The organism is Pseudomonas sp. TWR3-1-1 (assembly GCF_049896545.1).
In the GTDB taxonomy this organism is placed as follows: Bacteria; Pseudomonadota; Gammaproteobacteria; order Pseudomonadales; family Pseudomonadaceae; genus Aquipseudomonas; species Aquipseudomonas weihenstephanensis.
On the sequence record NZ_JAFCUO010000002.1, the window covers coordinates 253,862 to 280,694 of the forward strand.

Annotated in this window: 27 protein-coding genes; 17 read left to right on the forward strand and 10 right to left on the reverse strand. The window is 58.5% G+C overall.

Annotated elements, in window-relative coordinates:
• The first annotated feature begins 114 nt into the window (after positions 1-114).
• From metX to ACP7A4_RS06750, 7 genes are all read left to right on the forward strand, one after another.
• Positions 115-1,254, forward strand: a complete 1,140-nt coding sequence (gene metX, locus ACP7A4_RS06720) for a homoserine O-succinyltransferase MetX (protein WP_048364046.1) — start codon at positions 115-117, stop codon at positions 1,252-1,254.
• Positions 1,255-1,261: 7 nt separating this feature from the next.
• Positions 1,262-1,882, forward strand: coding sequence for a methionine biosynthesis protein MetW (gene metW, locus ACP7A4_RS06725; protein ID WP_048364045.1), 621 nt, complete (start codon positions 1,262-1,264; stop codon positions 1,880-1,882).
• Between the two features lie 25 nt (positions 1,883-1,907).
• Positions 1,908-2,345, forward strand: coding sequence for a DUF4426 domain-containing protein (locus ACP7A4_RS06730; RefSeq protein WP_203302000.1), 438 nt, complete (start codon positions 1,908-1,910; stop codon positions 2,343-2,345).
• Entirely contained in the window at positions 2,342-2,938 is a 597-nt protein-coding gene (rdgB, locus tag ACP7A4_RS06735) for an RdgB/HAM1 family non-canonical purine NTP pyrophosphatase (protein ID WP_203302001.1), read from the forward strand. The genes ACP7A4_RS06730 and rdgB overlap by 4 nt, the downstream gene beginning before the upstream one ends.
• Positions 2,935-4,149 carry a radical SAM family heme chaperone HemW gene (hemW, locus tag ACP7A4_RS06740; RefSeq protein ID WP_238938226.1) on the forward strand — a complete coding sequence of 405 codons (1,215 nt, stop codon included), beginning with the start codon at positions 2,935-2,937 and terminating at the stop codon, positions 4,147-4,149. The genes rdgB and hemW overlap by 4 nt, the downstream gene beginning before the upstream one ends.
• A gap of 9 nt (positions 4,150-4,158) precedes the next feature.
• Positions 4,159-4,482: a DUF3392 domain-containing protein gene (locus tag ACP7A4_RS06745; protein ID WP_048364041.1), complete on the forward strand. Its 324-nt coding sequence runs from the start codon at positions 4,159-4,161 to the stop codon at positions 4,480-4,482.
• A gap of 700 nt (positions 4,483-5,182) precedes the next feature.
• Entirely contained in the window at positions 5,183-6,154 is a 972-nt protein-coding gene (locus ACP7A4_RS06750; RefSeq protein ID WP_426246103.1) for an acyltransferase family protein, read from the forward strand.
• 66 nt (positions 6,155-6,220) lie between these two features.
• Here the strand turns inward: ACP7A4_RS06750 and trmB are convergent, their stop codons facing one another.
• From trmB to ACP7A4_RS06770, 4 genes are all read right to left on the reverse strand, one after another.
• Positions 6,221-6,943: a tRNA (guanosine(46)-N7)-methyltransferase TrmB gene (gene trmB / locus ACP7A4_RS06755; protein ID WP_048364039.1), complete on the reverse strand. Its 723-nt coding sequence runs from the start codon at positions 6,941-6,943 to the stop codon at positions 6,221-6,223.
• 9 nt (positions 6,944-6,952) lie between these two features.
• A complete protein-coding gene (locus ACP7A4_RS06760; protein ID WP_048364038.1) occupies positions 6,953-7,747 on the reverse strand; it encodes a thiazole synthase in 795 nt (264 codons plus the stop codon).
• A gap of 60 nt (positions 7,748-7,807) precedes the next feature.
• The gene (gene thiS / locus ACP7A4_RS06765; RefSeq protein WP_048364037.1) at positions 7,808-8,008 is read right to left on the reverse strand and encodes a sulfur carrier protein ThiS; all 201 of its coding nucleotides are present in this window, start codon (positions 8,006-8,008) and stop codon (positions 7,808-7,810) included.
• Between the two features lie 81 nt (positions 8,009-8,089).
• Positions 8,090-8,461, reverse strand: coding sequence for a DUF423 domain-containing protein (locus tag ACP7A4_RS06770; protein ID WP_048364036.1), 372 nt, complete (start codon positions 8,459-8,461; stop codon positions 8,090-8,092).
• Between the two features lie 44 nt (positions 8,462-8,505).
• On the opposite strand from ACP7A4_RS06770, the gene mtgA reads away from it, so the two are divergent.
• Positions 8,506-9,261 (forward strand): monofunctional biosynthetic peptidoglycan transglycosylase, encoded by a 756-nt coding sequence (mtgA, locus tag ACP7A4_RS06775; protein ID WP_082706846.1) that lies wholly within the window; start codon positions 8,506-8,508, stop codon positions 9,259-9,261.
• A 121-nt stretch (positions 9,262-9,382) separates the two neighbouring features.
• On the opposite strand, the gene rpoH is transcribed toward mtgA, so the two are convergent.
• The 4 genes from rpoH to ftsY all read right to left on the reverse strand — a co-directional run bounded on the left by rpoH (position 9,383) and on the right by ftsY (position 13,539).
• Positions 9,383-10,237: an RNA polymerase sigma factor RpoH gene (rpoH, locus tag ACP7A4_RS06780; RefSeq protein WP_048364291.1), complete on the reverse strand. Its 855-nt coding sequence runs from the start codon at positions 10,235-10,237 to the stop codon at positions 9,383-9,385.
• Between the two features lie 112 nt (positions 10,238-10,349).
• A complete protein-coding gene (ftsX, locus tag ACP7A4_RS06785; RefSeq protein WP_048364034.1) occupies positions 10,350-11,372 on the reverse strand; it encodes a permease-like cell division protein FtsX in 1,023 nt (340 codons plus the stop codon).
• The gene (gene ftsE / locus ACP7A4_RS06790) at positions 11,369-12,040 is read right to left on the reverse strand and encodes a cell division ATP-binding protein FtsE (RefSeq protein ID WP_048364033.1); all 672 of its coding nucleotides are present in this window, start codon (positions 12,038-12,040) and stop codon (positions 11,369-11,371) included. Before ftsE ends, ftsX begins: the two co-directional genes overlap by 4 nt.
• Positions 12,037-13,539, reverse strand: a complete 1,503-nt coding sequence (gene ftsY, locus ACP7A4_RS06795) for a signal recognition particle-docking protein FtsY (RefSeq protein WP_426246108.1) — start codon at positions 13,537-13,539, stop codon at positions 12,037-12,039. Before ftsY ends, ftsE begins: the two co-directional genes overlap by 4 nt.
• Positions 13,540-13,894: 355 nt before the next feature.
• On the opposite strand from ftsY, the gene ACP7A4_RS06800 reads away from it, so the two are divergent.
• From ACP7A4_RS06800 to ACP7A4_RS06835, 8 genes are all read left to right on the forward strand, one after another.
• The gene (locus ACP7A4_RS06800; protein WP_426246110.1) at positions 13,895-15,250 is read left to right on the forward strand and encodes a M16 family metallopeptidase; all 1,356 of its coding nucleotides are present in this window, start codon (positions 13,895-13,897) and stop codon (positions 15,248-15,250) included.
• Entirely contained in the window at positions 15,243-16,733 is a 1,491-nt protein-coding gene (locus tag ACP7A4_RS06805; RefSeq protein WP_426246112.1) for a M16 family metallopeptidase, read from the forward strand. The genes ACP7A4_RS06800 and ACP7A4_RS06805 overlap by 8 nt, the downstream gene beginning before the upstream one ends.
• Positions 16,733-17,329: a 16S rRNA (guanine(966)-N(2))-methyltransferase RsmD gene (rsmD, locus tag ACP7A4_RS06810; RefSeq protein WP_059765590.1), complete on the forward strand. Its 597-nt coding sequence runs from the start codon at positions 16,733-16,735 to the stop codon at positions 17,327-17,329. Before ACP7A4_RS06805 ends, rsmD begins: the two co-directional genes overlap by 1 nt.
• A 221-nt stretch (positions 17,330-17,550) precedes the next feature.
• The gene (locus ACP7A4_RS06815) at positions 17,551-18,804 is read left to right on the forward strand and encodes a M16 family metallopeptidase (RefSeq protein ID WP_426246115.1); all 1,254 of its coding nucleotides are present in this window, start codon (positions 17,551-17,553) and stop codon (positions 18,802-18,804) included.
• Positions 18,805-18,910: 106 nt separating this feature from the next.
• Positions 18,911-20,257, forward strand: a complete 1,347-nt coding sequence (locus tag ACP7A4_RS06820) for a M16 family metallopeptidase (protein ID WP_426246117.1) — start codon at positions 18,911-18,913, stop codon at positions 20,255-20,257.
• Complete coding sequence (locus ACP7A4_RS06825; RefSeq protein ID WP_426246119.1) at positions 20,250-21,707, forward strand: M16 family metallopeptidase; 1,458 nt, start codon at positions 20,250-20,252, stop codon at positions 21,705-21,707. Before ACP7A4_RS06820 ends, ACP7A4_RS06825 begins: the two co-directional genes overlap by 8 nt.
• Before the next feature lie 92 nt (positions 21,708-21,799).
• Complete coding sequence (locus ACP7A4_RS06830) at positions 21,800-22,831, forward strand: hydrolase (RefSeq protein WP_338101685.1); 1,032 nt, start codon at positions 21,800-21,802, stop codon at positions 22,829-22,831.
• Positions 22,831-23,673, forward strand: a complete 843-nt coding sequence (locus tag ACP7A4_RS06835) for an AraC family transcriptional regulator (RefSeq protein ID WP_203302149.1) — start codon at positions 22,831-22,833, stop codon at positions 23,671-23,673. The genes ACP7A4_RS06830 and ACP7A4_RS06835 overlap by 1 nt, the downstream gene beginning before the upstream one ends.
• A 10-nt stretch (positions 23,674-23,683) precedes the next feature.
• Here ACP7A4_RS06835 and ACP7A4_RS06840 read toward each other — a convergent pair whose 3' ends face one another.
• Entirely contained in the window at positions 23,684-24,538 is an 855-nt protein-coding gene (locus ACP7A4_RS06840; protein ID WP_203302010.1) for a sulfurtransferase, read from the reverse strand.
• Between the two features lie 30 nt (positions 24,539-24,568).
• A complete protein-coding gene (locus tag ACP7A4_RS06845; RefSeq protein WP_059765604.1) occupies positions 24,569-25,237 on the reverse strand; it encodes a TetR/AcrR family transcriptional regulator in 669 nt (222 codons plus the stop codon).
• A 165-nt stretch (positions 25,238-25,402) separates the two neighbouring features.
• Here ACP7A4_RS06845 and ACP7A4_RS06850 point away from each other — a divergent pair, with 165 nt between their 5' ends.
• On the forward strand, positions 25,403-26,833 hold the full coding sequence (locus ACP7A4_RS06850) for a coniferyl aldehyde dehydrogenase (protein ID WP_203302011.1): 1,431 nt from the start codon (positions 25,403-25,405) through the stop codon (positions 26,831-26,833).

The following is a 26,833-nucleotide window of genomic DNA, read 5'->3' on the forward strand; positions in this document are numbered from 1 at the left end:
AGCCTCGGTAGCGACTACGGGTTTGGGGCAGGTGATAAATCAGCCCCGAGCATTGCTTGCCGCTTGCTACCGCGCTCATTAGACTTACGCCTCATTTAAATGAGAGCAGGGTCGATGCCAACTGCCTTTCCCCCCGATTCCGTTGGTCTGGTTGTGCCACTCGTTGCACACTTCGGCGAACCGCTGGCTTTGGCCTGCGGGCGCTCACTGCCTGCCTATGACCTGATTTACGAAACCTATGGCCAGCTCAATGCCACGGCCAGTAACGCGGTACTGATTTGCCACGCGCTGTCGGGGCATCATCATGCCGCCGGTTATCACAGCGTCGACGATCGCAAACCCGGCTGGTGGGACAGTTGCATTGGCCCCGGCAAGCCCATCGACACCCGTAAATTCTTCGTGGTCAGCCTCAACAACCTCGGTGGATGCAACGGCTCAACCGGCCCGAGCAGCATCGATCCGCAAACCGGCCGCCCCTTTGGCGCCTCGTTCCCGGTACTGACCGTTGAAGACTGGGTGCACAGCCAGGCGCGCCTGGCGGATCGCCTGGGCATCACGCAATGGGCCGCCGTGATCGGTGGCAGCCTGGGCGGCATGCAAGCCTTGCAGTGGAGCATCAGCTACCCCGATCGCCTGCGCCATTGCCTGGCTATCGCCTCGGCACCCAAGCTGTCCGCGCAAAACATTGCGTTCAACGAAGTCGCGCGCCAAGCCATCCTCACCGACCCCGAGTTCCACGGCGGTTCGTTCCAGGAAAAAGGCCTGATCCCCAAACGCGGCCTGATGCTGGCACGCATGGTGGGCCATATCACTTACCTGTCGGATGACTCGATGGGCGAGAAATTCGGCCGCGGGCTTAAGAACGAAAACCTCAACTACGACTTCCACAGCGTCGAGTTTCAGGTCGAGAGCTACCTGCGTTATCAGGGCGAAGAGTTTTCCGGACGCTTCGATGCCAACACCTATTTGTTGATGACCAAGGCCCTGGACTACTTCGACCCGGCGGCCAACTTCAACGATGATCTGGCCAAAACCTTTGCCGGGGCCAAGGCGCGCTTTTGCGTGATGTCGTTCACCACCGACTGGCGCTTCTCGCCTGCGCGCTCGCGCGAACTGGTGGATGCGCTGATGGCCGCGAAAAAAGACGTGTGTTATCTGGAAATCGACGCGCCGCAGGGCCATGACGCCTTCCTGATCCCGATCCCGCGCTACCTGCAAGCCTTCAGCAACTACATGAACCGCATAGACCTGTGAGAACGCCATGAGAGCCGACCTGGAAATCATCCAAGACTGGATCCCCGCCGGCAGCCGCGTGCTCGACCTCGGTTGTGGTGATGGCGAACTGCTGAGCTGGCTGCGCGACAACAAGCAAGTCACCGGCTACGGCCTTGAAAACGACCCGGACAACATTGCCGAGTGCGTGGCCAAAGGCATTAACGTCATCGAGCAAGACCTCGACAAAGGGCTGGGCAACTTTGCCAGCAACAGCTTTGACATCGTGGTCATGACCCAGGCGCTGCAAGCGGTGCATTACCCCGACCGGATCCTCGACGAAATGTTGCGCGTCGGCCGCCAATGCATCATTACCTTCCCCAACTTCGGCCACTGGCGCTGCCGCTGGTATCTGGCCAGCAAAGGCCGCATGCCGGTGTCCGAGTTTTTGCCGTACACCTGGTACAACACGCCCAACATTCACTTTTGCACTTTTGAAGACTTCGAAGCGCTGTGCCGTGAACGCGAAGCGCAGGTCATCAACCGTCTTGCCGTGGATCAACAACACCGGCATGGGTGGGCGAGTAAGTTATGGCCTAACCTGTTAGGCGAGATTGGCATTTATCGTGTCAGCAGTCCTGGCCTTCAGGATCACAAAGTCGCGGTTTAACAGGTTCGCTCAAAGGAGAAAGACCATGGGTCGTATTGGATTACTACTGCTTTCAATGTGTTTGGGGGCGAACGCGCTGGCCGCCGACCAAACGGGGGCCCAACGCCAGCAGACATTTGGCGATACCACGGTGTACTACAACGCCTTCCCGTCTACTTTTCTGACGCCCGGCATCGCCAACACGGTGGGAGTCACGCGCAGCAAACAGAATGCCGTGTTGAATATCACCGTGAACAAGGCGGGCAAGAATATTGCCGCCAATGTGCAGGGCAGCGTAAAAACCGGGGATGAAAAAGCAACACCGTTGAGGTTTCGTGAAGTCGGCGAAAACGGCGAAATCAACTATCTCGCTCAATTCCCGGTCAAAGGCCCGCAGACTTTCACCTTCAAAGTGGACGTGAAAGCTCCCGGAGCCACGTCTGAAACAATCGAATTTACTCAAATGGTCGCTCCAATCGAATGATGAACTTCACGCAACTGGTACTCGCAAGCCACAACGCGGGCAAACTCAAAGAACTTCAGGCCATGCTCGGCGAGTCGGTGCAGTTGCGCTCGATTGGAGAATTCAGCAGCGTCGAGCCGGATGAAACCGGCTTGTCGTTTGTTGAGAACGCGATTTTAAAAGCCCGTAACGCGGCGCGAATTTCGGGTTTGCCAGCCTTGGCTGACGACTCGGGGCTGGCCGTGGATTTTCTGGGTGGCGCGCCGGGCATTTACTCGGCCCGCTACGCTGACGGCCAAGGCGATGCGGCGAACAACGCCAAACTGCTCGATGCCCTCAAAGACGTGCCCGACGCCGAGCGCGGCGCACAGTTTGTGTGCGTGCTGGCGTTGGTGCGCCACGCTGACGACCCCTTGCCAATCATCTGCGAAGGCTTGTGGCACGGGCGTATTCTGCCCGCCGCCAGTGGCGAGCACGGCTTTGGCTACGACCCGTTGTTCTGGGTGCCTGAGCGTAACTGCTCCAGCGCTGAACTCAGCCCGACAGAAAAAAACCAACTGAGCCACCGCGCTCGCGCCATGGTCTTGCTGCGCCAGCGTTTGGGCCTCAAATGACCCACGACACACCGCCACAGCCGCTCTATCTGGGCGCGGCTGGCTTTACCCAGCAGGCGCCACGCGCGCCGCTGAGCCCATTGCCTCCCTTGTCGCTGTACATCCATATCCCGTGGTGCGTGCGTAAATGCCCGTATTGCGACTTCAACTCCCACACCGCCAGCCCTGTGCTGCCCGAAGACGAATACGTCGACGCCCTGCTCGCCGATCTGGACCAGGACCTGCACGCAGTGTATGGCCGTGAGCTGAGTTCGATCTTCTTTGGCGGCGGCACGCCGAGCCTCTTCAGTGCTGCCTCGCTGGGTCGCCTGCTCGCGGGGGTTGAAGCGCGCATTCCTTTTGCCAGCGACATTGAAATCACCCTGGAAGCCAACCCCGGCACGTTCGAGCAAGAAAAGTTCGTGGCGTACCGCAAATTGGGGATCAATCGCCTGTCGATCGGCATCCAGAGTTTTCAGCAAGAGAAACTCAAGGCGTTAGGCCGCATCCATAACGGCGACGAAGCAGTACGCGCCGCTGGCATGGCGCGTCAGGCCGGTTTTGACAACTTCAACCTGGACTTGATGCATGGCTTGCCCGATCAGTCGCTGGACGATGCCCTGAGCGATCTGCGCCAGGCCATCGCCCTGAAGCCGACGCACCTGTCGTGGTATCAACTGACGCTCGAACCCAACACCGTGTTCTGGAACCAGCCGCCCACGCTGCCGGAAGACGACACGTTGTGGGACATTCAAGAAGCCGGACAAGCCCTGCTCGCCGAGCACGGCTACGCGCAATACGAAGTGTCCGCATACGCGTTGCCCGACCGCCCCGCGCGGCACAACCTCAACTACTGGAGCTTTGGCGACTTCATCGGCATTGGTGCCGGTGCCCACGGCAAGTTGAGCCATCCCGATGGTCGTATCGTACGCACATGGAAAACCCGTCTGCCAAAGGACTACCTCAATCCGGCCAAAAACTTCCAGGCCGGGGAGAAAACCCTGACTGCCGAAGAGCTACCGTTTGAGTTTCTAATGAACGCCTTGCGCCTGACGGACGGCGTAGATTCAGAGCTTTACCCACAGCGCACCGGCCTGACTCTCGACAGCTTGAAAACAGGGCGAGAAGCTGCCGAACAAAGTGGCTTATTGCAGGTCGAACCGACACGCCTGGCGGCGACTGCCCGCGGCCAATTGTTTCTCAATGACCTGTTGCAGCACTTTTTGACCTAAGGAAATCGAATGGACTTGGTACTCGACCTGCTTGCCACAGTATCGCGCTGGAGCCGCAGCCACCTTTCAGACATCTCTCTGGCGTTGATTGGCTGTTTGCTGGTGTTGTTTGGGGCGGACTTCAAGGGCTGGGTCGAGCAGCGTCTGGGCAGCATCGCCGGCGCCCTGCGCGTCCCCTTGATGGCCTTGCTGTGCCTGGTGGGCAGCGGCGCTGCATTAATCTACGCGACCCCCTGGGTAGAGCGCGGCCTGAGCCAATTCAACAACTACAGCTTGGCGCCCGTATTGCTCGTGGTGCTGGTACTGATTGGTGTGGTTGCAGACCGCCGTTGATTTCGCCTGTTACCTGTAGCAGCTGCCGCAGGCGGCGTTGAACCAACGTATTCATTCCACCTGCTAAACCGTGCCCTCAGCATTTGCGATCGCTGCGCAATCGGACGCAGCCTTCGGCAGCGACTACAAGTGTGCGTCAACTACCTCTCAACTTCGTAGTAGCTGCCGAAGCCGTCGTTGAACCCGCGCACTCAGTCCACCTGCTAAACCGTGCCCTCAGCATTTGCGATCGCTGCGCAATCGAACGCAGCCTTCGGCAGCGACTACAAGTGTGCGTCAGCCACCTCCCAACTTCGTAGCAGCTGCCGAAGCCGTCGTTGAACCCGCGCACTCAGTCCACCTGCTAAACCGCGCTCTCAGCATTGGCGATCGCTGCGCAATCGGACGCAGCCTTCGGCAGCGACTACAAGTGTGCGTCAACTACCTCTCAACTTCGTAGTAGCTGCCGAAGCCGTCGTTGAACCCGCGCACTCAGTCCACCTGCTAAACCGTGCGCTCAGCATTTGCGATCGCTGCGCAATCGGACGCAGCCTTCGGCAGCGACTACAAGTGCGCCGCAGACTCCCCGGCGGCGAAGCCGTCGGTGAACCCGCGCCTTCATTCCACCTGCTAAAACCGTGACCTCAGCATTTGCGATCGCTGCGCCAGCGGCTACAAATTGTGGGCTACGCTTGGGTATCGCTTACTGTGAGCACCGCCCATGCCGAAGGTTTTGAATGGCAATCTCGATGCGCTAAAGGTTGTGCTGGCGATTTGTGTTGTCGCGTTGCACTGCAAGGTCTTCGGCGGCAATGACACTGCCATCGGTTACATGCTGGGCAACGGGTTGTTTAGGGTCGCAGTACCGGTTTTTTTCATCATCAACGGGTATTACCTGTTCCACACCCTCAGCGAAGGCCATTCTTTCAGCAAGTGGTTCCAGCGCGGGCTGTGGATGTACCTGTTCTGGATGCTGATTTACAGCCCGTTTTACGTCGATCCGGCCACGCTGGGCAGTCTCAAAGGCGTACTGGGTGTGGTGAAGTCTTTGCTGATCGGTTATTTCCACCTCTGGTATCTGGTGGGTATGCTCGGCGGCGGCTTGATTCTGTATGCCCTGCGACACGCGCCAACCCAGCGGCTGATCACGTTAGCGCTGATCGCCTACCTGATCGGTCTGACGCTGCAATACATGCGCGTTTACTACGTGCTGCCCAACCCTTTCTTGCAACACTTCAATCAAAACGATTACGCCGCGCGCAACTTCCTGTTTATGGGCTTCCCGTTCATGTGCCTGGGATTTGTGTTTGCCAAGCATAAAATCACTCAGACCGTTACACGCCCTGTGGTGTGGATCTGGCTGGTATCCGGTACTGCGTTGATGCTGGCCGAGTCGTACACAAACTACTCGCTGCGGGCCAATCCACAGCTGTACTTCGACTTTATGTTCTCGCTGCCCATCCTCACTCCTGCGCTGTTCATGCTGGCGTGTGTGTACTTCAGGGCGGCGACCAGCAACGTACCGGCCAAGGTGTCCTCGGCGGTGTACTACATTCATCCATTGTTTATTGTGGGCGCCCTGGCAGCGGGTATGGCCTACGGCAATCTGCTTGCACTGCTGGTCATCGGCCTGGCGCTGGTCGCGGCCCCATTGCTGATTGCGCTGAGTAAACGTGTGAGGTTTGTTTTGTAGTGCAAGGCGACGGTCGTCGCGCAAAGAAACCGGCCTCGGGGCTGAGGCCGGTCATTGAAAAACGGCTTAGGCCAGTTTTTCGAACTTCAAGTCCCACACGCCATGCCCAAGACGTTCGCCACGACGTTCGAACTTGGTGATCGGACGCTCAGCAGGACGCGGCACACAGAGGCCGTCTTCAGCCAGGTTGCGATAACCCGGCGCCACGTTCATCACTTCCAGCATGTACTCGGCGTAAGGTTCCCAGTCGGTGGCCATGTGCAGCACACCGCCTACTTTCAGCTTGGAACGCACCAGTTCGGCAAACGACGCTTGTACGATGCGGCGCTTGTGGTGACGGCTCTTGTGCCACGGGTCCGGGAAGAACAACAGCAGACGATCAAGGCTGTTATCGGCCACGCAACGGGTCAGCACTTCAATGGCGTCACAGTCGTAGACGCGCAAGTTGGTCAGGCCCTGGGTCAACACGCCATTGAGCAGTGCGCCCACACCCGGACGGTGAACCTCGACCCCAATGAAGTCTTGCTCAGGCGAAGCAGCAGCCATTTCCAGCAGGGAGTGACCCATGCCAAAGCCGATTTCCAGGGTGCGCGGCGCAGAACGACCGAACACCTGGTCGTAATCCACCGGCGCATCGGCCAACGGCAATACATACAGCGGCGTGCCTTGATCGAGGCCACGTTGCTGGCCTTCGGTCATGCGCCCGGCACGCATCACGAAGCTCTTGATGCGACGGTGCTGGCGATCTTCGCCTTCTTCCGGGGTTGGGGTATCGAGTGGTTCAGTCATCAGGGGCTCTTACTTGATCAGACCATCCAGCGGCGAGGAGGCGCTGGCATAGAGTTTTTTCGGCATGCGCCCGGCCAGATAGGCCAAACGACCCGCCTCAATGGCGTACTTCATGGCTTGAGCCATGATGATCGGGTGCTGGGCATTGGCGATGGCCGAGTTCATCAGCACCGCTTCGCAGCCCATTTCCATGGCGATTGTCGCGTCGGAGGCTGTGCCTACGCCCGCATCCACCAACACCGGAATTTTTGCTTCTTCAAGGATGACCCGCAGGTTGTACGGGTTGCAGATGCCCAGACCGCTGCCGATCAGGCCGGCCAGTGGCATCACGGCCACGCAGCCCATGGCTTCCAGCTCGCGGGCGATAATCGGGTCATCGCTGGTGTAAACCATCACGTCAAACCCTTCCTTGACCAGCACTTCGGCGGCCTTGAGGGTTTCGATCACGTTAGGAAACAGGGTCTTCTGGTCGGCCAGCACTTCCAGCTTGACCAGGTTGTGGCCGTCAAGCAGCTCACGGGCCAAACGGCAGGTGCGCACCGCTTCAATGGCGTCAAAGCAACCGGCCGTGTTCGGCAGGATGGTGTAACGGTCGGGCGGCAGCACATCGAGCAGGTTCGGCTCACCGGGATTCTGACCAATGTTGGTGCGACGAACCGCCACCGTGACGATTTCAGCACCCGAGGCTTCGATGGCCAAACGGGTTTCTTCAAGGTCACGGTACTTGCCAGTGCCTACCAGCAAACGCGATTGGTAGGTACGGCCGGCTAAAGTAAACGGCTTGTCGCTGCGAACATTGCTCATCGGTAATCCTCTTGGAATGTGAGTTCTCAGTGGGGCTGGGTTCAAACGTCGGCCCGCAGCCTAGCCGCCACCGATGGCGTGCACCACTTCAACCTGGTCACCCTCTTTGAGCACGGTCTGTGCGTGCTGGCTGCGCGGGACGATGTCCAGGTTCAGCTCAACTGCCACGCGACGGCCGGTCAGCTCGCGCCGCGCCAAAAGGGCCGCGACGGTCTCGCCGTCCGGCAGCTCAAAGGGTTCACCGTTCAACTGAATGCGCATGCGCGACGCTGCCTTCGTTTTTAGGGGGCCAGCATTCTAGCCCGATCCATCAGGTCGACCCAAGCCATTCATCTTGCAGGTTCAGCTCAGGCGCCAGGCGGCCAGCCCCAGACACAACCAGCCGGCCAAAAAGGCGACGCCGCCAATCGGTGTGATGATGCCCAGCTTGCTGATACCGCTCAGGGTCAGCAGGTACAAACTGCCGGAAAACAACACGATCCCCAGCGTGAAGCAGATACCGGCCCACGTCACCAAACGGCTTTGCAACTGCGTCGCGAGCAGCGCTACACCGATAATGGCGAGGGTATGGACCAACTGATAGGTCACGCCGGTGTGAAAAATGGCCAGGTACTGCTCGCTCAAGCGGCCCTTCAAGCCATGTGCGGCAAACGCGCCCAAGGCCACGCCGGTAAAACCAAAGAAGGCAGCCAACATCAGAAATACGCGCAACATGGAACATTCCCCTCAGGATCATCGAATGACGCAGGGTCTGTATAATGGCCCGCTCAACGGGTTCGGCCAAGCCATCTATGCTGCGTTTACTGGTTCATCGTTTGCTCAAAGCCTTGCTGTGGTTCGCAGCGGGCAGCGCGTTGCTCGTTTTAATCTTTCGGTGGGTGCCACCACCAGGCACCGCGCTGATGGTCGAGCGCAAGGTTGAATCCTGGTTCGATGGCCAGCCCATCGACTTGCAACGCAGCTGGCGCCCCTGGGATGAAATCTCCAACGAGTTGAAAGTGGCCGTGATTGCCGGGGAAGACCAGAAGTTCGCCGAGCATTGGGGCTTTGATTTCAGCGCCATTCGCGCCGCTTTCGTGCACAACGAGCGCGGCGGCACACTGCGCGGGGCCAGCACACTCAGTCAGCAAGTGTCGAAGAATGTGTTTTTGTGGTCGGGCCGCAGTTGGCTGCGCAAAGGTCTGGAAGCCTGGTTTACGGCATTGATCGAAGTGCTGTGGCCCAAGCAGCGAATCCTTGAGGTGTACCTCAACAGTGCTGAGTGGGATGACGGCGTGTTCGGTGCAGAAGCGGCCGCACAGCATCATTTTGGTGTAAGCGCTGCACGTTTGAGTCGCCAGCAGGCCAGCCAACTGGCCGCCGTGCTGCCTAACCCGCGCAACTGGAGTGCCAGTCACCCGACGCCGTATGTGAGCACGCGAGCCGCCTGGATCCGCCAGCAAATGCGCCAGCTGGGGGGCGATAGCTATCTCGATACGCTGAATAATTCGCGTAAGGCGCCGTGGGCTGAGTAATCACGCGCTTACAGGATAGGGCCGAGCATGGTCGCTGAAGCTCGCCGCCTTCGGCAGCTCCTGCGGGATTGCGCATACAAAAACGCCCCGAATGATCGGGGCGTTTTTTTATCGGGCCGGTTTAGGCGGCAATCGACAGTTTGAGCTTGTTCATCGCGCTTTTTTCCAGCTGACGAATACGCTCGGCAGACACGTTGTACTTCTGCGCCAGGTCATGCAGCGTGGCTTTCTCTTCAGCCAACCAGCGCTGATAGAGAATGTCGCGGCTGCGGTCGTCCAGCACTTCCAACGCTTCGTGCAGGTTGCTGGTGGAGTTATCGGTCCAGTCAGCATCTTCCAGTTGACGCGCCGGGTCGTACCGGTGGTCTTCCAGATAATTGGCTGGCGACTGGAACGCACTGTCGTCGTCAGCTTCGGCAGCCGGGTCGAACGCCATGTCATGGCCAGTCAACCGGCTTTCCATCTCGCGCACTTCGCGAGGCTCAACACCCAGGCTTTCAGCCACACGATGCACTTCATCGTTGTTCAGCCAGGCCAAACGTTTTTTCTGGCTGCGCAGGTTGAAGAACAGTTTGCGCTGAGCCTTGGTGGTGGCTACTTTCACGATCCGCCAGTTACGCAGGATGAATTCGTGAATTTCGGCTTTGATCCAGTGCACCGCAAACGACACCAGACGCACACCCATTTCAGGGTTAAAGCGTTTAACCGCTTTCATCAGGCCAACGTTACCTTCCTGGATCAGGTCAGCCTGTGCCAAGCCATAGCCCGAATAACTGCGGGCAATGTGTACAACAAAACGCAGGTGGGCGAGCACCATCTGCCGAGCCGCCTCAAGATCCTGCTCATAATAGAGACTCTCGGCCAGTTCACGCTCCTGCTCCGGTGTCAGCAGTGGAATGCTGTTCACGGTGTTTACGTAGGCCTCAAGGTTCGCACCAGGGACTAACGCATACGCAGGTTGCAAAGAAGTGGTCATACGAAAAACCTCCGACTCACATAACTCGTGCAGTTCAGCACTGCGAAAATTGACCGGGAACCACGAAAAAAGTTCCCACATAAGCTGAAAAGGTCAACAGGTAAAAATGAAACTACTTGGGTGAAAGCTCACGTAAATGACGTGCTACCGCAATCCATGCACCGATATACCCTAACAGCACCGCGCCAAGCAAGAGAGACAGACCATCGGCTACCGGCACACCGGCCAGTGCAAAATTACTGCCGTACAACCCGGCAAGCCCCACAACCGCGTCGTTGAGCCAGTTCAGGCCAAAGGCCAAAACGCCCCACGAAAGTACGCCAGCGCCCAAACCATAAAGCGCACCCATGTATAGAAACGGCCTACGCACATAGCTATCAGTGCCACCGACCAGCTTGGTGACCTCGATTTCGACTCGGCGGTTCTCAATATGCAGGCGAATCGTATTACCGATGACCAGCAACAGCGCCGAGACCAGCAACACCGTCAAACCGAACACAAAACGATCACCCAACTTCAGAATGGCCGCCAGGCGCTCGACCCAGACTAGATCAAGCTGCGCCTGTTGCACCTTCGGCAGCTCGGAAAGACGCTCGCGAAGGGCTTCAAGGGTGGCTTTGTCAACCTGATTGGGGGTCACCAGCACTACGCCGGGCAGCGGGTTATCCGGCAGCTCTTTAAGCGCTTCGCCCAGCCCTGACTGCTGCTGGAACTCTTCGAGGGCTTTTTCGCGGCTGATGAATTCAGCGTCCGCGACCCCTGACATACCTTTTATCTGATTGCTCAGCTGTTCGCCTTGATCACCACTGGCGTCCATCTGCAGATACAGCGAAATCTGTGCCGCACGCTGCCACGAACCGCCCAGGCGCTCTACGTTGTTGAGCAACAACGACAGGCCCATCGGCAAGCTCAGCGCCACCGCCATCACCAGGCAGGTGAAAAAGCTGCCAATCGGCTGTTTGCCTAAACGTCGCAGGCTGTCGAGCAGACTGGCGCGATGCGCTTCGATCCAGGCGTGAAACAACATGCCAAAGGTTGGCCCGTCGTCTTCATCGTGTTTTTTCTTCGACGGCTGTGGGTCGGCAGCCTTGGGGGCTACGCGCTCAGACACTTTGGGGCTGCGTGTTGCACTCATTGCCCTGCCTCCCCGTCACCGATCAATCGGCCGCGCTGTAAGGTCAGCATGCGGTGGCGCATGCGGGCGATCAGGGCCAGGTCGTGACTGGCGATCAGGACACTGGTGCCCAAACGGTTGATGTCTTCGAATACGCCCATGATTTCCGCCGCCAGACGCGGGTCGAGGTTACCGGTGGGTTCATCGGCCAGCAGCAAGGCCGGGCGATGCACGATTGCGCGCGCAATACCCACGCGCTGTTGTTGGCCGGTGGACAAGTCGCCAGGGTACAAATCGGTTTTATCCGACAGCGATACGCGCTCCAGCGCCGAATCAACGCGTTTGGCGATTTCAGCCTTGGACAACCCAAGAATCTGCAACGGCAAGGCTACGTTGTTGAACACGGTGCGATCAAACAGCAGTTGGTGGTTCTGGAACACCACGCCAATCTGACGACGCAGAAACGGGATCTGCGCATTGCTGATCTGGCTCAGGTCCTGGCCGGCCAGTAGCAGTTTGCCGCTGGTGGGCCGCTCCATCGCCAGTAACAGGCGCAACAACGTGCTTTTGCCCGCGCCAGAATGGCCGGTCACAAAAAGGAATTCGCCACGGCGGACCCGAAAGCTCAGCTCGTGCAGGCCCACATGTCCATTTGGATAGCGTTTACCGACCTGCTCGAAACGAATCATGGACGCTCCCGCTCCGCAAACAGAGCTTGGACAAAGGGTTCGGATTCAAAGGTGCGCAAATCGTCGATACCTTCACCGACACCGATAAAGCGGATCGGGATGCTGAATTGCTTGGCCAGCGCGAAAATCACCCCGCCTTTGGCCGTACCGTCAAGCTTAGTCAAGGCAAGCCCTGTGAGCGCGACGGTCTGGTTGAATTGCTTGGCCTGGCTGATCGCGTTCTGGCCGGTGCCCGCGTCGAGCACCAGCAGCACTTCGTGTGGCGCGTCTGCGTCGAGCTTGCCGATCACGCGGCGCACCTTTTTCAACTCTTCCATCAGGTTGTCTTTGGTGTGCAGGCGCCCGGCGGTGTCAGCAATCAACACGTCCACGCCACGGGCTTTGGCGGCCTGCACGGCGTCGAAAATCACCGACGCCGAATCAGCGCCCGTGTGCTGTGCAATCACCGGAATGTTGTTGCGCTCGCCCCACACTTGCAACTGCTCAACGGCAGCCGCACGGAAGGTATCGCCCGCAGCGAGCATGACTTTCTTGCCTTCGAGTTGCAGCTTCTTGGCCAATTTGCCGATGGTGGTGGTTTTACCCGCACCGTTGACGCCCACCACCAAAATCACGAAAGGCTTGTTCTGTGATTCGATCTTCAGTGGCTGTTCGACCGGCTTGAGCATCGCCGCCAGCTCGTCCTGCAAGGATTTGTAGAGCGCATCGGCGTCGGTCAGTTGCTTGCGGGCAACCTTTTGCGTCAGGTTCTTGATGATCACCGAGGTGGCTTCAACGCCCACGTCAGCGGTCAACAAGCGGGTTTCGATCTCTTCAAGCAGGTCGTCATCAATGGCTTTTTTGCCCAGAAACAGGCTCGCCATGCCCTCGCCGATGCTGGCGCTGGTTTTCGAAAGGCCTTGCTTGAGGCGCGAGAAGAAACCGCTTTTAGCTTCTGGAACCGGTTCGGCTTTGGGCGCAGGCGCTTCAATGACAGCGGGCGGTGCCTGCACGACAGGTGCAGGGACCGCAGCCGGTTGTACAACCGCGACTGGCGCGATGACCGCGACTGGCTCTGGCTCTGGCTCTGGCTCTGGCTCTGGCTCGACAGGCTCTACGACGGGTTCAAGCACTTCAAGCACTTCGATCACAGGCGCAGGCGCAATCACCGGCTCAACCGCCACCTCAACTTCGGGCACAGGAATCGGCGGTACAACATGCGGCGCTTGCACGTCCTCAACCAGCGCAACCGGTTCTTCTGCCACCGGCAGAGTTGGCCACGGTTGATGCGTAATTGGCGGCTCGGCAGCAGGCGTTGGTTCAGGCTCAGCGAGCACTGCCACTTCACGCACCGTTTCGATCACGACGGGCGTGGGTTCGATCAGCGGCTCGGGCGTGACTTCGGGAGCAGATGGCTGCTCAACGACGGTTTCCTGCGGCTTTCTGCGCAGCCACCCGAACAGGCCTTTTTTCTCGCCAGCCTTGGCTGGGTTCTTCTTGTCGTCGTTGGAACCAAACATGGAGGACGGCTATCTCATCGTAGCGACGCGCCACTGTGGCGCCCCGGCAAATAATATTCGGTGTGAAAAAGACTGTATTTTCGTCAGCTCGTTCGCACACAACTTAGTCGAAGGGTAAAAAACACCTGCGAAACTTCGTCTTTACTCGGACTTTGAACAGAAAAATCGGCAAAAACATGAAATTTACCGACATGCATCCACATCGCCAAGCGGGCTTCTATACTGCCCGATCAAACGTCGCCTGATCGTCAAAGGCCGGATAGACGTGGCCGCCAGTAAAACGGATCAGTATCCTAGCACCTCCTCACCCGCCGACGCTAAGGCCAAGCGGGCAGCCCAACAGGTTTAAAAACGAATGAATGCTCTAGCCCGCCGCGCTGCTGGCCTGTTGCTCAGCACAGTTTGCCTCCCGCTTTCGGCCCTGGCGGCCGAACCGCAGCCTACCCACGAGTTCCGCCTGGACAACGGCCTTAAAGTCATCGTGCGCGAAGATCACCGTGCGCCGGTGGTGGTGTCACAGGTCTGGTACAAGGTGGGCTCCAGTTACGAGACGCCCGGCAAGACCGGCCTCTCGCACGCCCTTGAACACATGATGTTCAAAGGCAGTAACAAAGTCGGTCCCGGCGAAGCCTCGTTGATCCTGCGCGACCTCGGCGCACAGGAAAACGCCTTTACCAGCGATGACTACACCGCCTATTACCAAGTGCTGGCTCGCGACCGCCTGGGTGTGGCGTTCGAGCTTGAAGCTGACCGCATGGCCAGCCTGCGTCTGCCGCCAGAAGAGTTCAAGCGCGAAATCGAAGTCATTAAAGAGGAGCGCCGCCTGCGCACCGATGACCAGCCCATGAGCAAAGCTTACGAGCTGTTCAGCGCAATGGCCTACCCCTCCAGTGGCTACCACACGCCGACCATTGGCTGGATGGTTGACCTGGAGCGCATGAACGTTGCCGAGCTGCGTGCCTGGTATGAAGAGTGGTATGCCCCCAACAACGCCACACTGGTGGTGGTGGGTGACGTGACCCCGGATGAAGTCAAAAAGCTGGCCCAGCGTTATTTCGGCCCGGTAACTCAGCGGCACATTCCAATTGCCAAGGCACCGCTTGAACTGGCGAGCCCCGGCGAACGGTTGCTCAAAGTCCACGTTCAAACCGAACTGCCAAGCCTGATGATGGGTTTCAACGTACCGAGCGTGTCCACCGCCAAAGACCCGGTCACCGCCAACGCCTTGCGCCTGATTTCAGCCTTGCTGGATGGCGGCTATAGCGCGCGCATGCCGACACAGCTGGAGCGTGGTGAAGAACTGGTGTCCGGCGCTTCGTCGAGCTACGACGCCTTCACCCGTGGCGACAGCCTGTTCCTGCTCAGCGCCATGCCCAACAGCCAGAAGAAAGTCACCCTGGCTCAAGCCGAAGCGGGTGTATGGCGCCTGCTCGATGAGCTGAAAAAAACGCCGCCTACCGCGCAAGAACTGGAGCGCGTGCGCGCCCAAGTGATCGCCGGGCTGGTCTACGAGCGTGACTCGATCACCTCCCAAGCCACCTCTATTGGTCAACTCGAAACCGTCGGTTTGTCCTGGAAGCTGATGGACACTGAACTGCAAGACTTGCAAAAAGTGACCCCGGCCGACATCCAGCAAGCCGCGCGTACCTATTTCACTCGCGACCGTCTGAGCGTTGCGCATGTACTGCCCGAGGAGAAAACCCATGAGTGAGCGTAAAGGTCCCCGCTACGCCCTGCTCGGCCTGACCACCGCAGTCCTGGTCGGCGCACTCGGCTATTACTTCGCCAGCCCGGCCGTGTCCGTGGCCAGCCCCGCACTTGAACACGCCAAGACCGGGCACACGCTCGAATCGCTGGCCGAACTCGACGGCAAGGCCCCCAGCCATCGCGCGATGAACGTGCAAACCTGGAAAACCGCCGAGGGTTCCAAAGTGCTGTTTGTCGAAGCCCGGCAACTGCCGATGTTCGACCTGCGCCTGACTTTTGCCGCCGGCAGTAGCCAGGACGACAACACGCCCGGCCTGGCCTTGCTGACCAATGCCATGCTCAACGAAGGCGTGGCGGGCAAAGATGTCGGCGCGATTGCCCAGGGCTTTGAAGGGCTGGGCGCTGATTTTGGCAACGGCGCCTATCGCGACATGGCGGTGGTCTCGCTGCGCAGCCTGAGCGACCCGGCCAAACGTGCCCCGGCGCTTAACCTGTTCGCTGAAGTGATTGGCAAACCGACGTTCCCGGCCGACTCCCTGGCGCGCATCAAAAATCAGTTGCTGGCCAGCTTTGAGTTCCAGAAGCAAAACCCCGGCAAACTGGCCAGCGATGAACTGTTCAAGCGCCTGTACGGCAACCACCCGTACGCCCATGCCAGCGATGGCAACGCTGACAGTATCGCGTCGATCACCGTCGATCAGCTCAAAGCCTTCCACAACAAGGCCTACACCGCAGGCAATGCGGTGATCGCGATTGTCGGTGATCTGTCGCGTGAAGAAGCCCAGGCAATGGCGGCGCAGGTTTCAGCTGCACTGCCTAAAGGCCCGGCGCTGCCCAAAACCGTACAACCGGGCGAACCCAAAGCGGGCGCTACCCACATTGAGTTCCCGTCCAAGCAAACTCACTTGCTGTTGTCGCAATTGGGCATTGACCGTGACGACCCGGACTACGCGGCACTGTCACTGGGCAACCAGGTGTTGGGCGGCGGCGGTTTCGGCACGCGCCTGATGACCGAAGTACGTGAAAAGCGTGGCCTGACCTACGGCGTTTACTCAGGCTTCAGCCCGATGCAAGCGCGCGGCCCGTTCATGATTAACCTGCAAACACGCGCCGAACTGAGCGAAGGCACGCTCAAACTGGTGCAAGACATTCTGGCCGACTACCTGAAACAAGGTCCGACGCAAAAAGAACTCGACGATGCCAAGCGTGAGTTGGCAGGCAGCTTCCCGCTGTCCACCGCCAGCAACGCGGCAATCGTCGGCCAACTGGGCGCAATGGGCTTCTACGATTTGCCTTTGGACTATCTCGAAACCTTCATGCAGCAGTCCCAGAACCTGACTACCGAGCAGGTCAAGGCCGCCATGAACAAGCACCTGAGCGCCGACAAAATGGTCGTAGTGACCGCCGGCCCAACCGTGCCGCAAAAACCACTGCCACCTCCAACCGACAAACCTTCAGAGCAACCTCTTGGGGTTCCGGAGCATTAATGGCAAAGCCAAAAAACACATCGCACTCGGGTGCGGGTCAGTTACGCATCATTGGCGGGGAATGGCGCAGCCGCAAGCTGGACTTCCCCCACGTAGAAGGTCTGCGTCCTACACCCGACCGGGTCCGTGAAACCCTGTTCAACTGGCTGGCACCGCACATCGGCGGCGCCAAGGTTCTGGACGTGTTTGCCGGTAGCGGCGCGCTGTTCCTCGAAGCCATGTCCCGCGGCGCTGCCAAAGGCGTGGCGCTGGACAGCAACCGCGATGCGATTTCCAACATCCGCGAAAACATGGGCATCCTGCGCTGCACAGTGGGTGAAGTGCAGCAAACCGACGCCCTGCGCTACCTGGATGCAACGCCCAGTGACACCTTTGACGTGGTGTTCCTCGACCCGCCGTTCCACAAAGACCTGCTCAAGCCTGCGTGCGACTTGCTGGAACAACGCGGCTGGTTGGCAGACGAGGCGTGGGTATACACCGAAAGTGAACTGCGCCCCTCTGAACTGGGCCTGCCCACCAATTGGCGCCTGCACCGCGAACAAAAAGCCGGGGGCGTGAACTATGCCCTGTGGCAGCGTGAAGCGCTTCAAGCGTAAAACGTGAACCCAGCCAGCGCACCTATAAACGGTGTGCTGGCTGTTTGGCGCTCTGCCCAGCGACCTGTTGCGCCTCCCGCCCCGTCTACCCGACACATCCGCACTGATTTCTTACCCTGCGCACTATTTATCTACCGCACGCCTAAGTGCTCTGTCCCGCATTCTGCCGCCTCTATCAGTCGTACGCGCACAAGCGCGTCCCAGAGCAATGGAATGTGAAAATGACACTCTTTACCGCGAAACCGACCCATACGTTCACCCTCGACAACGGCTTGCAGGTGATCGTGCGCGAAGACCACCGCACCGCTGCATTTTGTGCATCGTTATTTCATAAAATCGGCACCCGCAATGAACGCCCAGGCCAGCGCGGTCTGGCTTATCTGACAGGCAGCGCAGCATTCAAAGACAAAGCGCTGGTGAAGGCGTCAGGCGGCGTGGCCAACGGCTGGCTCGATTACGATGTGAGCACCTACAGCCTCGAAGCACCCCGCGCAGCGCTGGCCCCGATGCTGAACCTGCTGGCGATGCGAATGCTCGCGCCGGTACTGTCGCAAGAGCGTCTCAATGCGGGCATCAAGCACACCCAGACACTGGAGTTGGGTGAACCCTATTTCACCTCTGATTACTGGATTACACCCGCGTTCGAACAACTCATTTTTCCGAACGCCGGCAAAGCCTACAAGTTTGGCGACATCGCCGATCTTGAGCGCATCACGATTGACGACGTGCTGGGTTGGCACAAAAACGGCTACGCCCCTGACAACTCTATTCTGGTGATTGTTGGCGATGTCTCGCTTGAAGAAATCCAACCCGTGGTTCAGCGCCTGTTCGGGGATATCCCGCGGGTCGATGGTTTGGCTCGCCTCGATCAAGCCGCAAGCGACGTACAAACAGACCCGCGCACACTGACTGAACACCTCGATACCGCGCGTCAACGGCTGCAAATGGCCTTCAATGTACCGAGCCTGGCCACCGTCGCTGACGTGCGCGACATGCGAGCCCTGCAAGTCATCAGTGCGCTGCTGACCTCAGGGCCCGAGGCTTGGTTACCCGGCCGTTTATCTGAAGGCCAGGCAACGTTGAGCAGCGTCATTACGCGCCTGCCAGCGTATCGCCGTTCGGATGACCTTTTCCTGATCGCCGCCACTGCGGGTGAGCACACATCACTGTCGTTGCAGCACATCGAGCTGGAGATCAAACAGCTGCTGGAGACCCTCAAAACCCAGACACTGGACACCCTCACGCTGGCGTACGCCCAACAACAGGCCATTGAGAAGCTCAGTGAGCTAGAGACCCTTGAGACCCAGACATCAATCATTGGCAACCTGCACGTCATTGGCCAATCCTGGACGTTGAGCGATAGCGAAGCGCAACAACTTCAAAGCATTACGGCCCAGGACATCCAGCGCGTCGCCAGCCTGTACTTCACTCCAGAACGCTTGAGCGTCGCCTACATCTTGCCGCGCACAGCCTGATCAAAATACCTGTGAATACGGCCTGATAGCTATGTACCACCTTGCAGCCTGAGGGTTGATCCAACCTGTTCTGACATACACGCAGAACACTTAAGGATTGCCCCTCATGAAACGTTCGATACTCGGTCGCTGGCTGATCACGCTGTGGCTACCAGCGACAGCCTTTGCTATCCCCGCGCCTTCCACCCAAGAGTTCATCCTGGATAACGGGCTAAAACTCATTGTTCACGAAGACCACCGTTCGGCCGTGGTGCATACGCATCTGTGGTATCGCGTCGGCTCAAACAACGAACCGCCGGGGCAGTCAGGCATATCGCACGCCGTGGAACATATGGTGTTCAACGGCAGCAGCAAACTCTGTTCGGGTGAGGGCGACCATATTCTCCAGACCCTGGGCGGCAGCGACAATGCAACCACGCGTAATGACACCACGCTGTACTTTCAAACCCTGGCCCCGCATGCGCTCGGCGTGAGCTTTGAAATACTGGCCGATCGAATGAGCACAGCCCACCTGTCCGCCGCGCAATGGTTGGGGGAGCGCGAAGTGATCAAAAACGAGCGCAGTGAGTCCGTTGACAACAGCCACGTGCAACGAGGGCTGGAAATGACACTGCGCATCGCCAGCCCTTCCAGCGCGGCAGGCAACCCGACCATCGGCTGGAAACACGACCTCGATCGACTGAACGTCGAGGAGCTGCAACATTGGTATCGCAGTTGGTACGCACCTAACAACGCCATTTTGGTCGTCACAGGCGGTATTGAGACAGAGCACGTCAAGGCACTGGCCGAGCGTTACTTCGGGGGTATTGCCCGGCGTGAGGTACCCGTGAACAAAATAGCGCTCGAAGTGGCGGCACCGGGCGAGCGCAAAATCACCCAATACTTTGCGCATCAACCGGCCATGCTGCACATGCTCTTCAACGTACCGAGCATGAGCACCCAAACAGACCCGCGGACTGCCCCGTCGCTGGAGCTGCTCAGGGAACTGCTCGCGGGAGGACGCAGCGCCTTGCTCAACGCTCAATTAGTGCATAACGAAGCGCTTCTGATTGCAGTCACAGCGGAATATAACGCCATCAGCCGCAGTGATGAATTGTTCAGCATCACCAGCTTTCCTGACCTTGAGAAGGCCAAATCCACAGACGCTGCCACCCAGCGTATATGGGCCGTTATCGACTCACTGAAAAATGCGCCTCCCGCCCTCGAAGACCTTGAGCGAGCGCGCACGCAGCTTATTGCCCAACAAGTGTTTAAGCGCGACGAACTAGAAGACCATGCACGCTACCTCGGCGAGCTGGAAATTGCCGACCTTTCATGGCGCACAGAACAAGCGCGTCTGGATGTCATGAAGTCCATTACCCCTGAGGACATACAGCGTACCGCGCAGCGCTTTTTGGTCCGTGATCGTTTAACCACCAGCGCTGTACTGCCTCTGGAGCGTGCTCATGAATAACCCAAACTTTATCGCGCGCTGTAAAACCGCGTGCGTGCTAGCCCTGCTGTGCGTTGCCCAAGTCTGCGCGGCGTACGCTAACGTCACACCTGCCCCGCCCAGCGCTCACCTGCAATCACTGCGCGAGCTGAAGGAGCCGTCCGTGGTGCACCGCTTGCCAGTCATCAAAGCCTGGAAGCTTGCGCAAGGCACTAAAGTGCTATTTGTCGAAAACCACAATTTGCCGATGATCGACCTGAAAATCAGCTTTGCAGCAGGCAGCTATCAAGATGGCGATACACCCGGGCTGGCAGCCATGATGCTGGCTCTCTTCAACGAAGGCTCCACGCTAAAAGACGCCACGGCCCTGGCCAGGGGGTTCGACAATCTGGGCGTGGTAATGGGCAACGGAATCAGCAAAGAGCAAAGCTTTTTCACGCTGCGCACCCTGAGTGCGCGCGAAATAGCAGACCCTGCAATGGCTTTATTCACCGAAATGCTCGCTCAACCCGGGCTGAGCGTTGACGCCATACGCCGGGTCAAATATGAACTCGGCTTGCTGCTTAAAGCCGAACAGGAAACGTCGTACGCACGAGCACTGACACGCATTCACCATGCTCTGTATGCCGATCACCCCACGTTGCGCTCAGTGTGTGGCTCACCCGCCAGCATCGAATCTATTGAGGCTGCGCACTTGCTCGCGTTCTACCGCCGCGCGTATACCGCTGCCAACGCGCAAATTACGATTGTCGGCGACCTTACGCCCGAACAAGCCCAAAGGATGAGCAAGGCTTTGGCCGATGCCTTGCCGGCAGGTCCCGCACTGCCTGCTCCGGCAGTACTGGTTGCATTGGCAAACACAGACAACACGTTGCATACCGAGGATGACAGCACAAACACCCTGATCATGATGGCGCAAGATGCAGTGCCCCATCAGCACCCCGACACAGTGGCTTTACGCATTGGTAATGTGGTGTTCAACCAGATCCTGAATGAGCATTTGCGTGAGCAGCACAGTGTCACCTACGGCGTGTCGTCCGATATTGCTCAGGTGCGGGGCTCAGCGCCGTGGGTCATTCATCTCAACACGCCGTCACGCTACAGCCTCGACACAATGGCCCACATCAAAACCCTGTTTGCCACTTTTTTGCGGGACGGGCCTACGGATGAAGAGTTGGACGACATCAAAAAATACTTGAACAAAGCTCTGCCACAGCTCACCTCGACCAACAAGGAGATGCGTAACGAACTGTCGATTATCAACCGGTTTAACCAGCCCTTGAGCTTCGATTACAAAACCCGTGAAGTTCAAAAAATGACGCCCGAACAGATAAAAGCAGCCATGAATCGCCACTTCAAAGCGGACGGCTGGGTCAGCCTGACCTCAGGCCCCCGTGTTGAACAATTACCGCTGCCTGAGATAAGCACTCCCGAGGCGATTGCACAAAACGGCTGCACCTCCACCAATTGACCCGTTCAAGGCAAGCACACAACACTTGGGTGCGGGTCTGGGTTGTGGCAACTTAAGCACACCCCTGTCCCCGCTACCCGATGAGAACCCAAGTGCGCGACATCGCTTCCCCTGTCATACCTGCTCAACCGTTTACCCCGGCTTCGGGCCTTGGAAATCCTCATGTCCAAACGCTGTGGGGACCGTTGTGGCGCACCAAACCGCTCATTGATCATCAGCGTGAGCGCCTGTGGCTGGACGACGGCGACTTTCTGGACCTGGATTGGCACGGCACCCCGTCAGCCTATGCGCCGCTGGTGTTGCTGCTGCATGGCCTGACCGGCTCTTCGGCTTCGCACTACATCGTGGGCCAGCAGCGCGCATTAGCGGCGCAAGGCTGGGTCAGCGTCGCCCTGAACTGGCGCGGCTGTTCCGGCGAGCCCAACTTACTGGCCCGCAGTTACCACTCCGGCGCCAGTGAAGACCTGGCCGCCGCCGTGGCTCACCTGCGGGCCAGATACCCACTGGCACCGCTGTATGCCGTGGGCTATTCGCTGGGGGGCAACGTGTTGCTCAAGTACCTGGGCGAAACGGGGGCGGTCAGTGAGCTGCAAGGCGCCGTGGCGGTGTCGGTGCCCTTTCGCCTCGACCAGTGCGCCGACCGCATTGGCCTGGGGTTTTCCAGGGTGTACCAGGCTCACTTCATGCGTGAGATGGTGGCGTACGTCAAAAACAAGCAGCGCCAGTTTGAGCACGATGCCAAACAGGAAGGGCTGGCCACACTGGCCGAACTGGGCACGCTCAAATCCTTGGGCAAAATGCGCACGTTCTGGGAGTTCGACGACCGCGTCACGGCCCCGCTCAACGGATATTTGAATGTCGACGATTACTACCGTCGCGCCTCCAGTCGCTATTTTCTGGGGGCTATTCAAACGCCGACACTGATTATCCAGTCCCAAGACGATCCGTTTGTCTTCACACACAGTATTCCCGAGGCCTGCGAGCTGGCGCCCGACACTGAGCTGGAGCTGCACGCCAAAGGCGGGCATGTCGGTTTCATCGAAGGCTCGCTGAGGACGCCCCAGTACTATCTTGAGCGGCGCATTCCACAATGGCTGGCTTCCCTGCACTGCGGTTCGGCGTGATGGACAGCGAGCAGGGTGAGTCCATCCGGTTTTGGCAAACGCCGCCCTTGGCGGGCGTCGAGTTGCTCACCGCTCGCTACATCGAACACCGCTTTGTGCCGCATGTGCATGATGGCTTTGTGATCGGCATGATCATGGCGGGCGCCCAGCGTTATCGCTATCGCGGTGCAGAGCATCTGGCGGCCACGGGCACGCTGGTGTTGATCAACCCCGACGAGGTGCATAACGGTCACAAGGGGCATGACGCAGGCTGGCGTTATCGCGCTTTCTACCCGGATAACGCGCAAATGCACCGCTTGCTGGACGAACTGGAACTGCCCGGTGCACACCTGCCCCTGTTCAATGACACCTTGCTGCAAGACCCTGAACTGTTCAGCGGGTTGTGCCAGTTACATCAATTGCTCGAAGGCCCGGAATCAGCGCTGCAACAACAAACGGTGTGGCGCCAGATGATGTTTGCCTTGCTGCATCGCCACGCACGATTACCCACGCCCGCCAAACCCGGTGTCGAACACCGCGCGGTGAATCAAGCCAAAGAGTTGTTGCAGACGCGGTTGGCACAGCCGCCGTCGCTGGAAGAACTGGCTGCGGCGGTCAATCTGTCGCCGTTTCACTTTGCGCGCGTGTTTCAACGGGCCACCGGCATGCCGCCGCACACCTGGCTGATGCAACAACGCATCGCCCATGCCAGAGCGTTATTGCAACAAGGGTGTTTGCCCGTGCAGGTCGCCGCCCAGTTGGGTTTTGCCGATCAAAGCCACTTGAGCCGGCAATTCAAGAAGGTCTATGGCGTTGGCCCGGGGGCCTATCGCGCAGCGCGTAACAACGCTCATTTGACGTAGCGATCGCAGCTTAATCGCCCGTAGCAACGCCTCGTTGCGCATCGTTGATCCATTCGCTCCACGACCCCGCGTACAGCTTGCCCAGTGGATAACCCGCCAACGCCAGCGCGAACAGGTTATGGCACGCCGTTACCCCGGAACCGCAATATGCCACCAGTGCATCTGGCGAACGCCCCGCCAGTTTTTCAGCAAAGCGTTGTTTAAGTTGCTCAGCCGGTAGAAAACGCCCCGTGCTGTCGAGGTTTTCGCCAAACGCTGCACACTGCGCGCCCGGAATATGCCCTGCAACAGGGTCTATCGGCTCAACGTCACCGCGAAAACGCGGCAGCGCGCGCGCATCGATCAAGGTCAATTGTGGATCACCCAGGCGCGTTTGCAGCTGCTCGGCACTCAGTACCAAGTGTTTATCCGGCGCACCCTCGAAGGTGCCGAGCGGCGTCGTCACGGCATCCAGGCTCAACGAGAAACCGGCCGCATGCCACGCTTTCAAACCGCCATCGAGCATAAACACACCGTCGCGCTTGCCCAGCCAGGCAAGCAACCACCATGCGCGTGCGGCAAACGCACCTGGTCCGTCGTCATACACCACCACGTCGCTGTCTGCATTGACGCCCCACGCCTGCAAGCGCTCAACCAATGCCCGCGCATCGGGCAACGGATGACGGCCCGTCACGCCTTTGACCACCGGGCCGCTCAGGTCCCGTTCCAGGTCTGCATACTGCGCGCCTTCGATATGCCCTTCGCCATAGCTGCAACGGCCATAGTCGGGGTCTTCCAGGGCAAAGCGGCAGTCCAGAATAATCAGGCCGGGTTGCGCCTGACGTTCTTTCAGGGCGTGAGGGCTGATCAGTTGCGCAACGGGCATAGTGAACTCCTGTGAAGGGGTGAAACGCAGTTAGTGATCGTCTAGCGCAAAGTCCAGCGGCACATAATATTCCTGAATCAACTCATCAATGGCATCACGCGCCTGATCGGTCACAAAACCGGCTTCAAGGACCAGCAGTTGATAAACACCCCGTTTGATCGCTTGCTCACTGAGCTGATCACTCGTCTCACGGGTGGTGCACAAAAAACCGATCCACGACGTAAGAATGATCCAGGCATTGAGGGTCACCGATTCGATTTGCAGTGGCGTCATGTTGAGAATGCCAGCGTCGACAAACCCTGAATAAATCGCCTGCGCCTGCTTCAAGCATTGCTGTGAAAAATGCCGATATCGGGTGGCCAGCTCGCTGTCGCTGTGCAGCAAGTGCTCGATATCGCGGTACAGAAAGCGGTAACGCCACATGGCATCGAGCAATTGCTGCAAATAAAAATGCTTATCCGCAACGGTGGGTAAACGCCCTTCGGGAAGGCGCAGAAAACTCAGCACCAGCGCTTCATACTCGTTGAACAACACCGAGATGATCGCCTGCTTGTTGGGGAAGTGGTAATACAGATTGCCCGGAGATATCTCCATATGGGCGGCAATGTGGTTGGTGCTGACAGCGCGCTCGCCCAGCTGGTTAAACAACGCCAGGCTGTTGTTGACTATGCGCTGGCTGGTTTTTATTCGCGTGGCCATAGGCTTGGGCTTTAATTTGAGAACGGACGGCATCTTACGGCCTAACCTCAGTTCGATAAACATCGCGGCGGGCAGGCCCCCTGATTGACAACTTAGAGCATAGGCTCTAGAAACGTCCTTGCTCTCTTAAAAATTACACCTATAAAAATCAGCTCGGAGCGACCCATGTCTGTCGACAGTGCCTACCCCAAAGACGCCTCAGACTTACTGAGTGATCTGCATCTTCTGCTCGACAAACAACGGCAGGCTTACGCTGCGCATCCTTACCCACCCCTTGAGCAACGTCAGCAATGGCTAAAAAGCCTGCGCCAGCTGTTAAGTGATGAGCGTGAAGTCTTAATCGACGCCATCAGCCAGGACTTTAGCCATCGCAGCGCCGATGAGACCTTATTTGCCGAACTGATGCCCAGCCTGCATGGCATCGACTACACCCTCAAACACCTTAAACGCTGGATGAAACCCTCTGCCCGCAGCGTAGACGTCATGTTTCAACCTGCCAGCGCCCACGTCATGTATCAGCCCTTGGGGGTGATCGGCATCATCGTGCCGTGGAACTACCCGCTTTATCTGGCAATGGGCCCGTTGATCGGTGCATTGGCGGCCGGCAATCGGGTGATGCTCAAACTCAGCGAGTTCACCCCGGCCACCGGGCGCCTGCTCAAAGACTTACTGGGGCGCATCTTTCCTGAAGACTGTGTGGCGGTGGTCTTGGGCGAAGCCGATGTCGCCGTTGCGTTCTCCGGGCTGGCGTTTGATCACTTGCTGTTCACCGGCTCCACCCAGGTCGGCAAGTTGGTCATGCGTGCCGCCGCTGAACACCTCACCCCCGTGACGCTGGAGCTGGGCGGTAAATCTGCGGCCATCGTGTCGGCCGATGTACCCCTCAAAGACGCAGCACAGCGCATTGCCTGGGGCAAAAGCCTGAACGCCGGGCAGACTTGCATCGCCCCGGACTACGTATTGGTGCCAGAAAACCGCGTTCAAGGGTTTGTCGACGCTTACCGCCAGGTGATGCACAGCTTCTACCCGACGCTGATCGATAACCCGGACTACACCGCCATCATCAACGAGCGCCAACTGGCCCGGCTTGAACACCTCAAAACAGACGCCGTGGCCAAAGGCGCCCGCCTGATCCCTCTTTATGAACAGGGTCAGGGCCGACGCATGGCCCACTGCCTGGTACTGGATGTCAACGACGACATGCAGGTGATGCAAGAGGAAATTTTTGGTCCCTTGCTGCCCGTCGTGGCATACCGCGACTTGGAGCAGGCGCTGGCCTACATCACTGAGAGGCCGCGACCGCTAGCGCTCTACTATTTTGGTTACAACAAAGTTGAGCAACAGCGTGTGCTGCAAAACTCCCACTCAGGTGGTGTGTGCATCAATGAAACCTTGCTGCATGTGGCCGTTGACGACCTGCCGTTTGGTGGTGTCGGGCCTTCCGGCATGGGCCGTTACCACGGCCATGAAGGGTTTCTGACCTTCAGCCATGCCAAAAGCGTATTGGCCAAGCAGCGAGTGAACAGCTCACTGGCCATTTATCCGCCTTATGGGCGAAAGCTGGGGCGTTTGGTTCAGAAGCTGTTCATTCGTTAA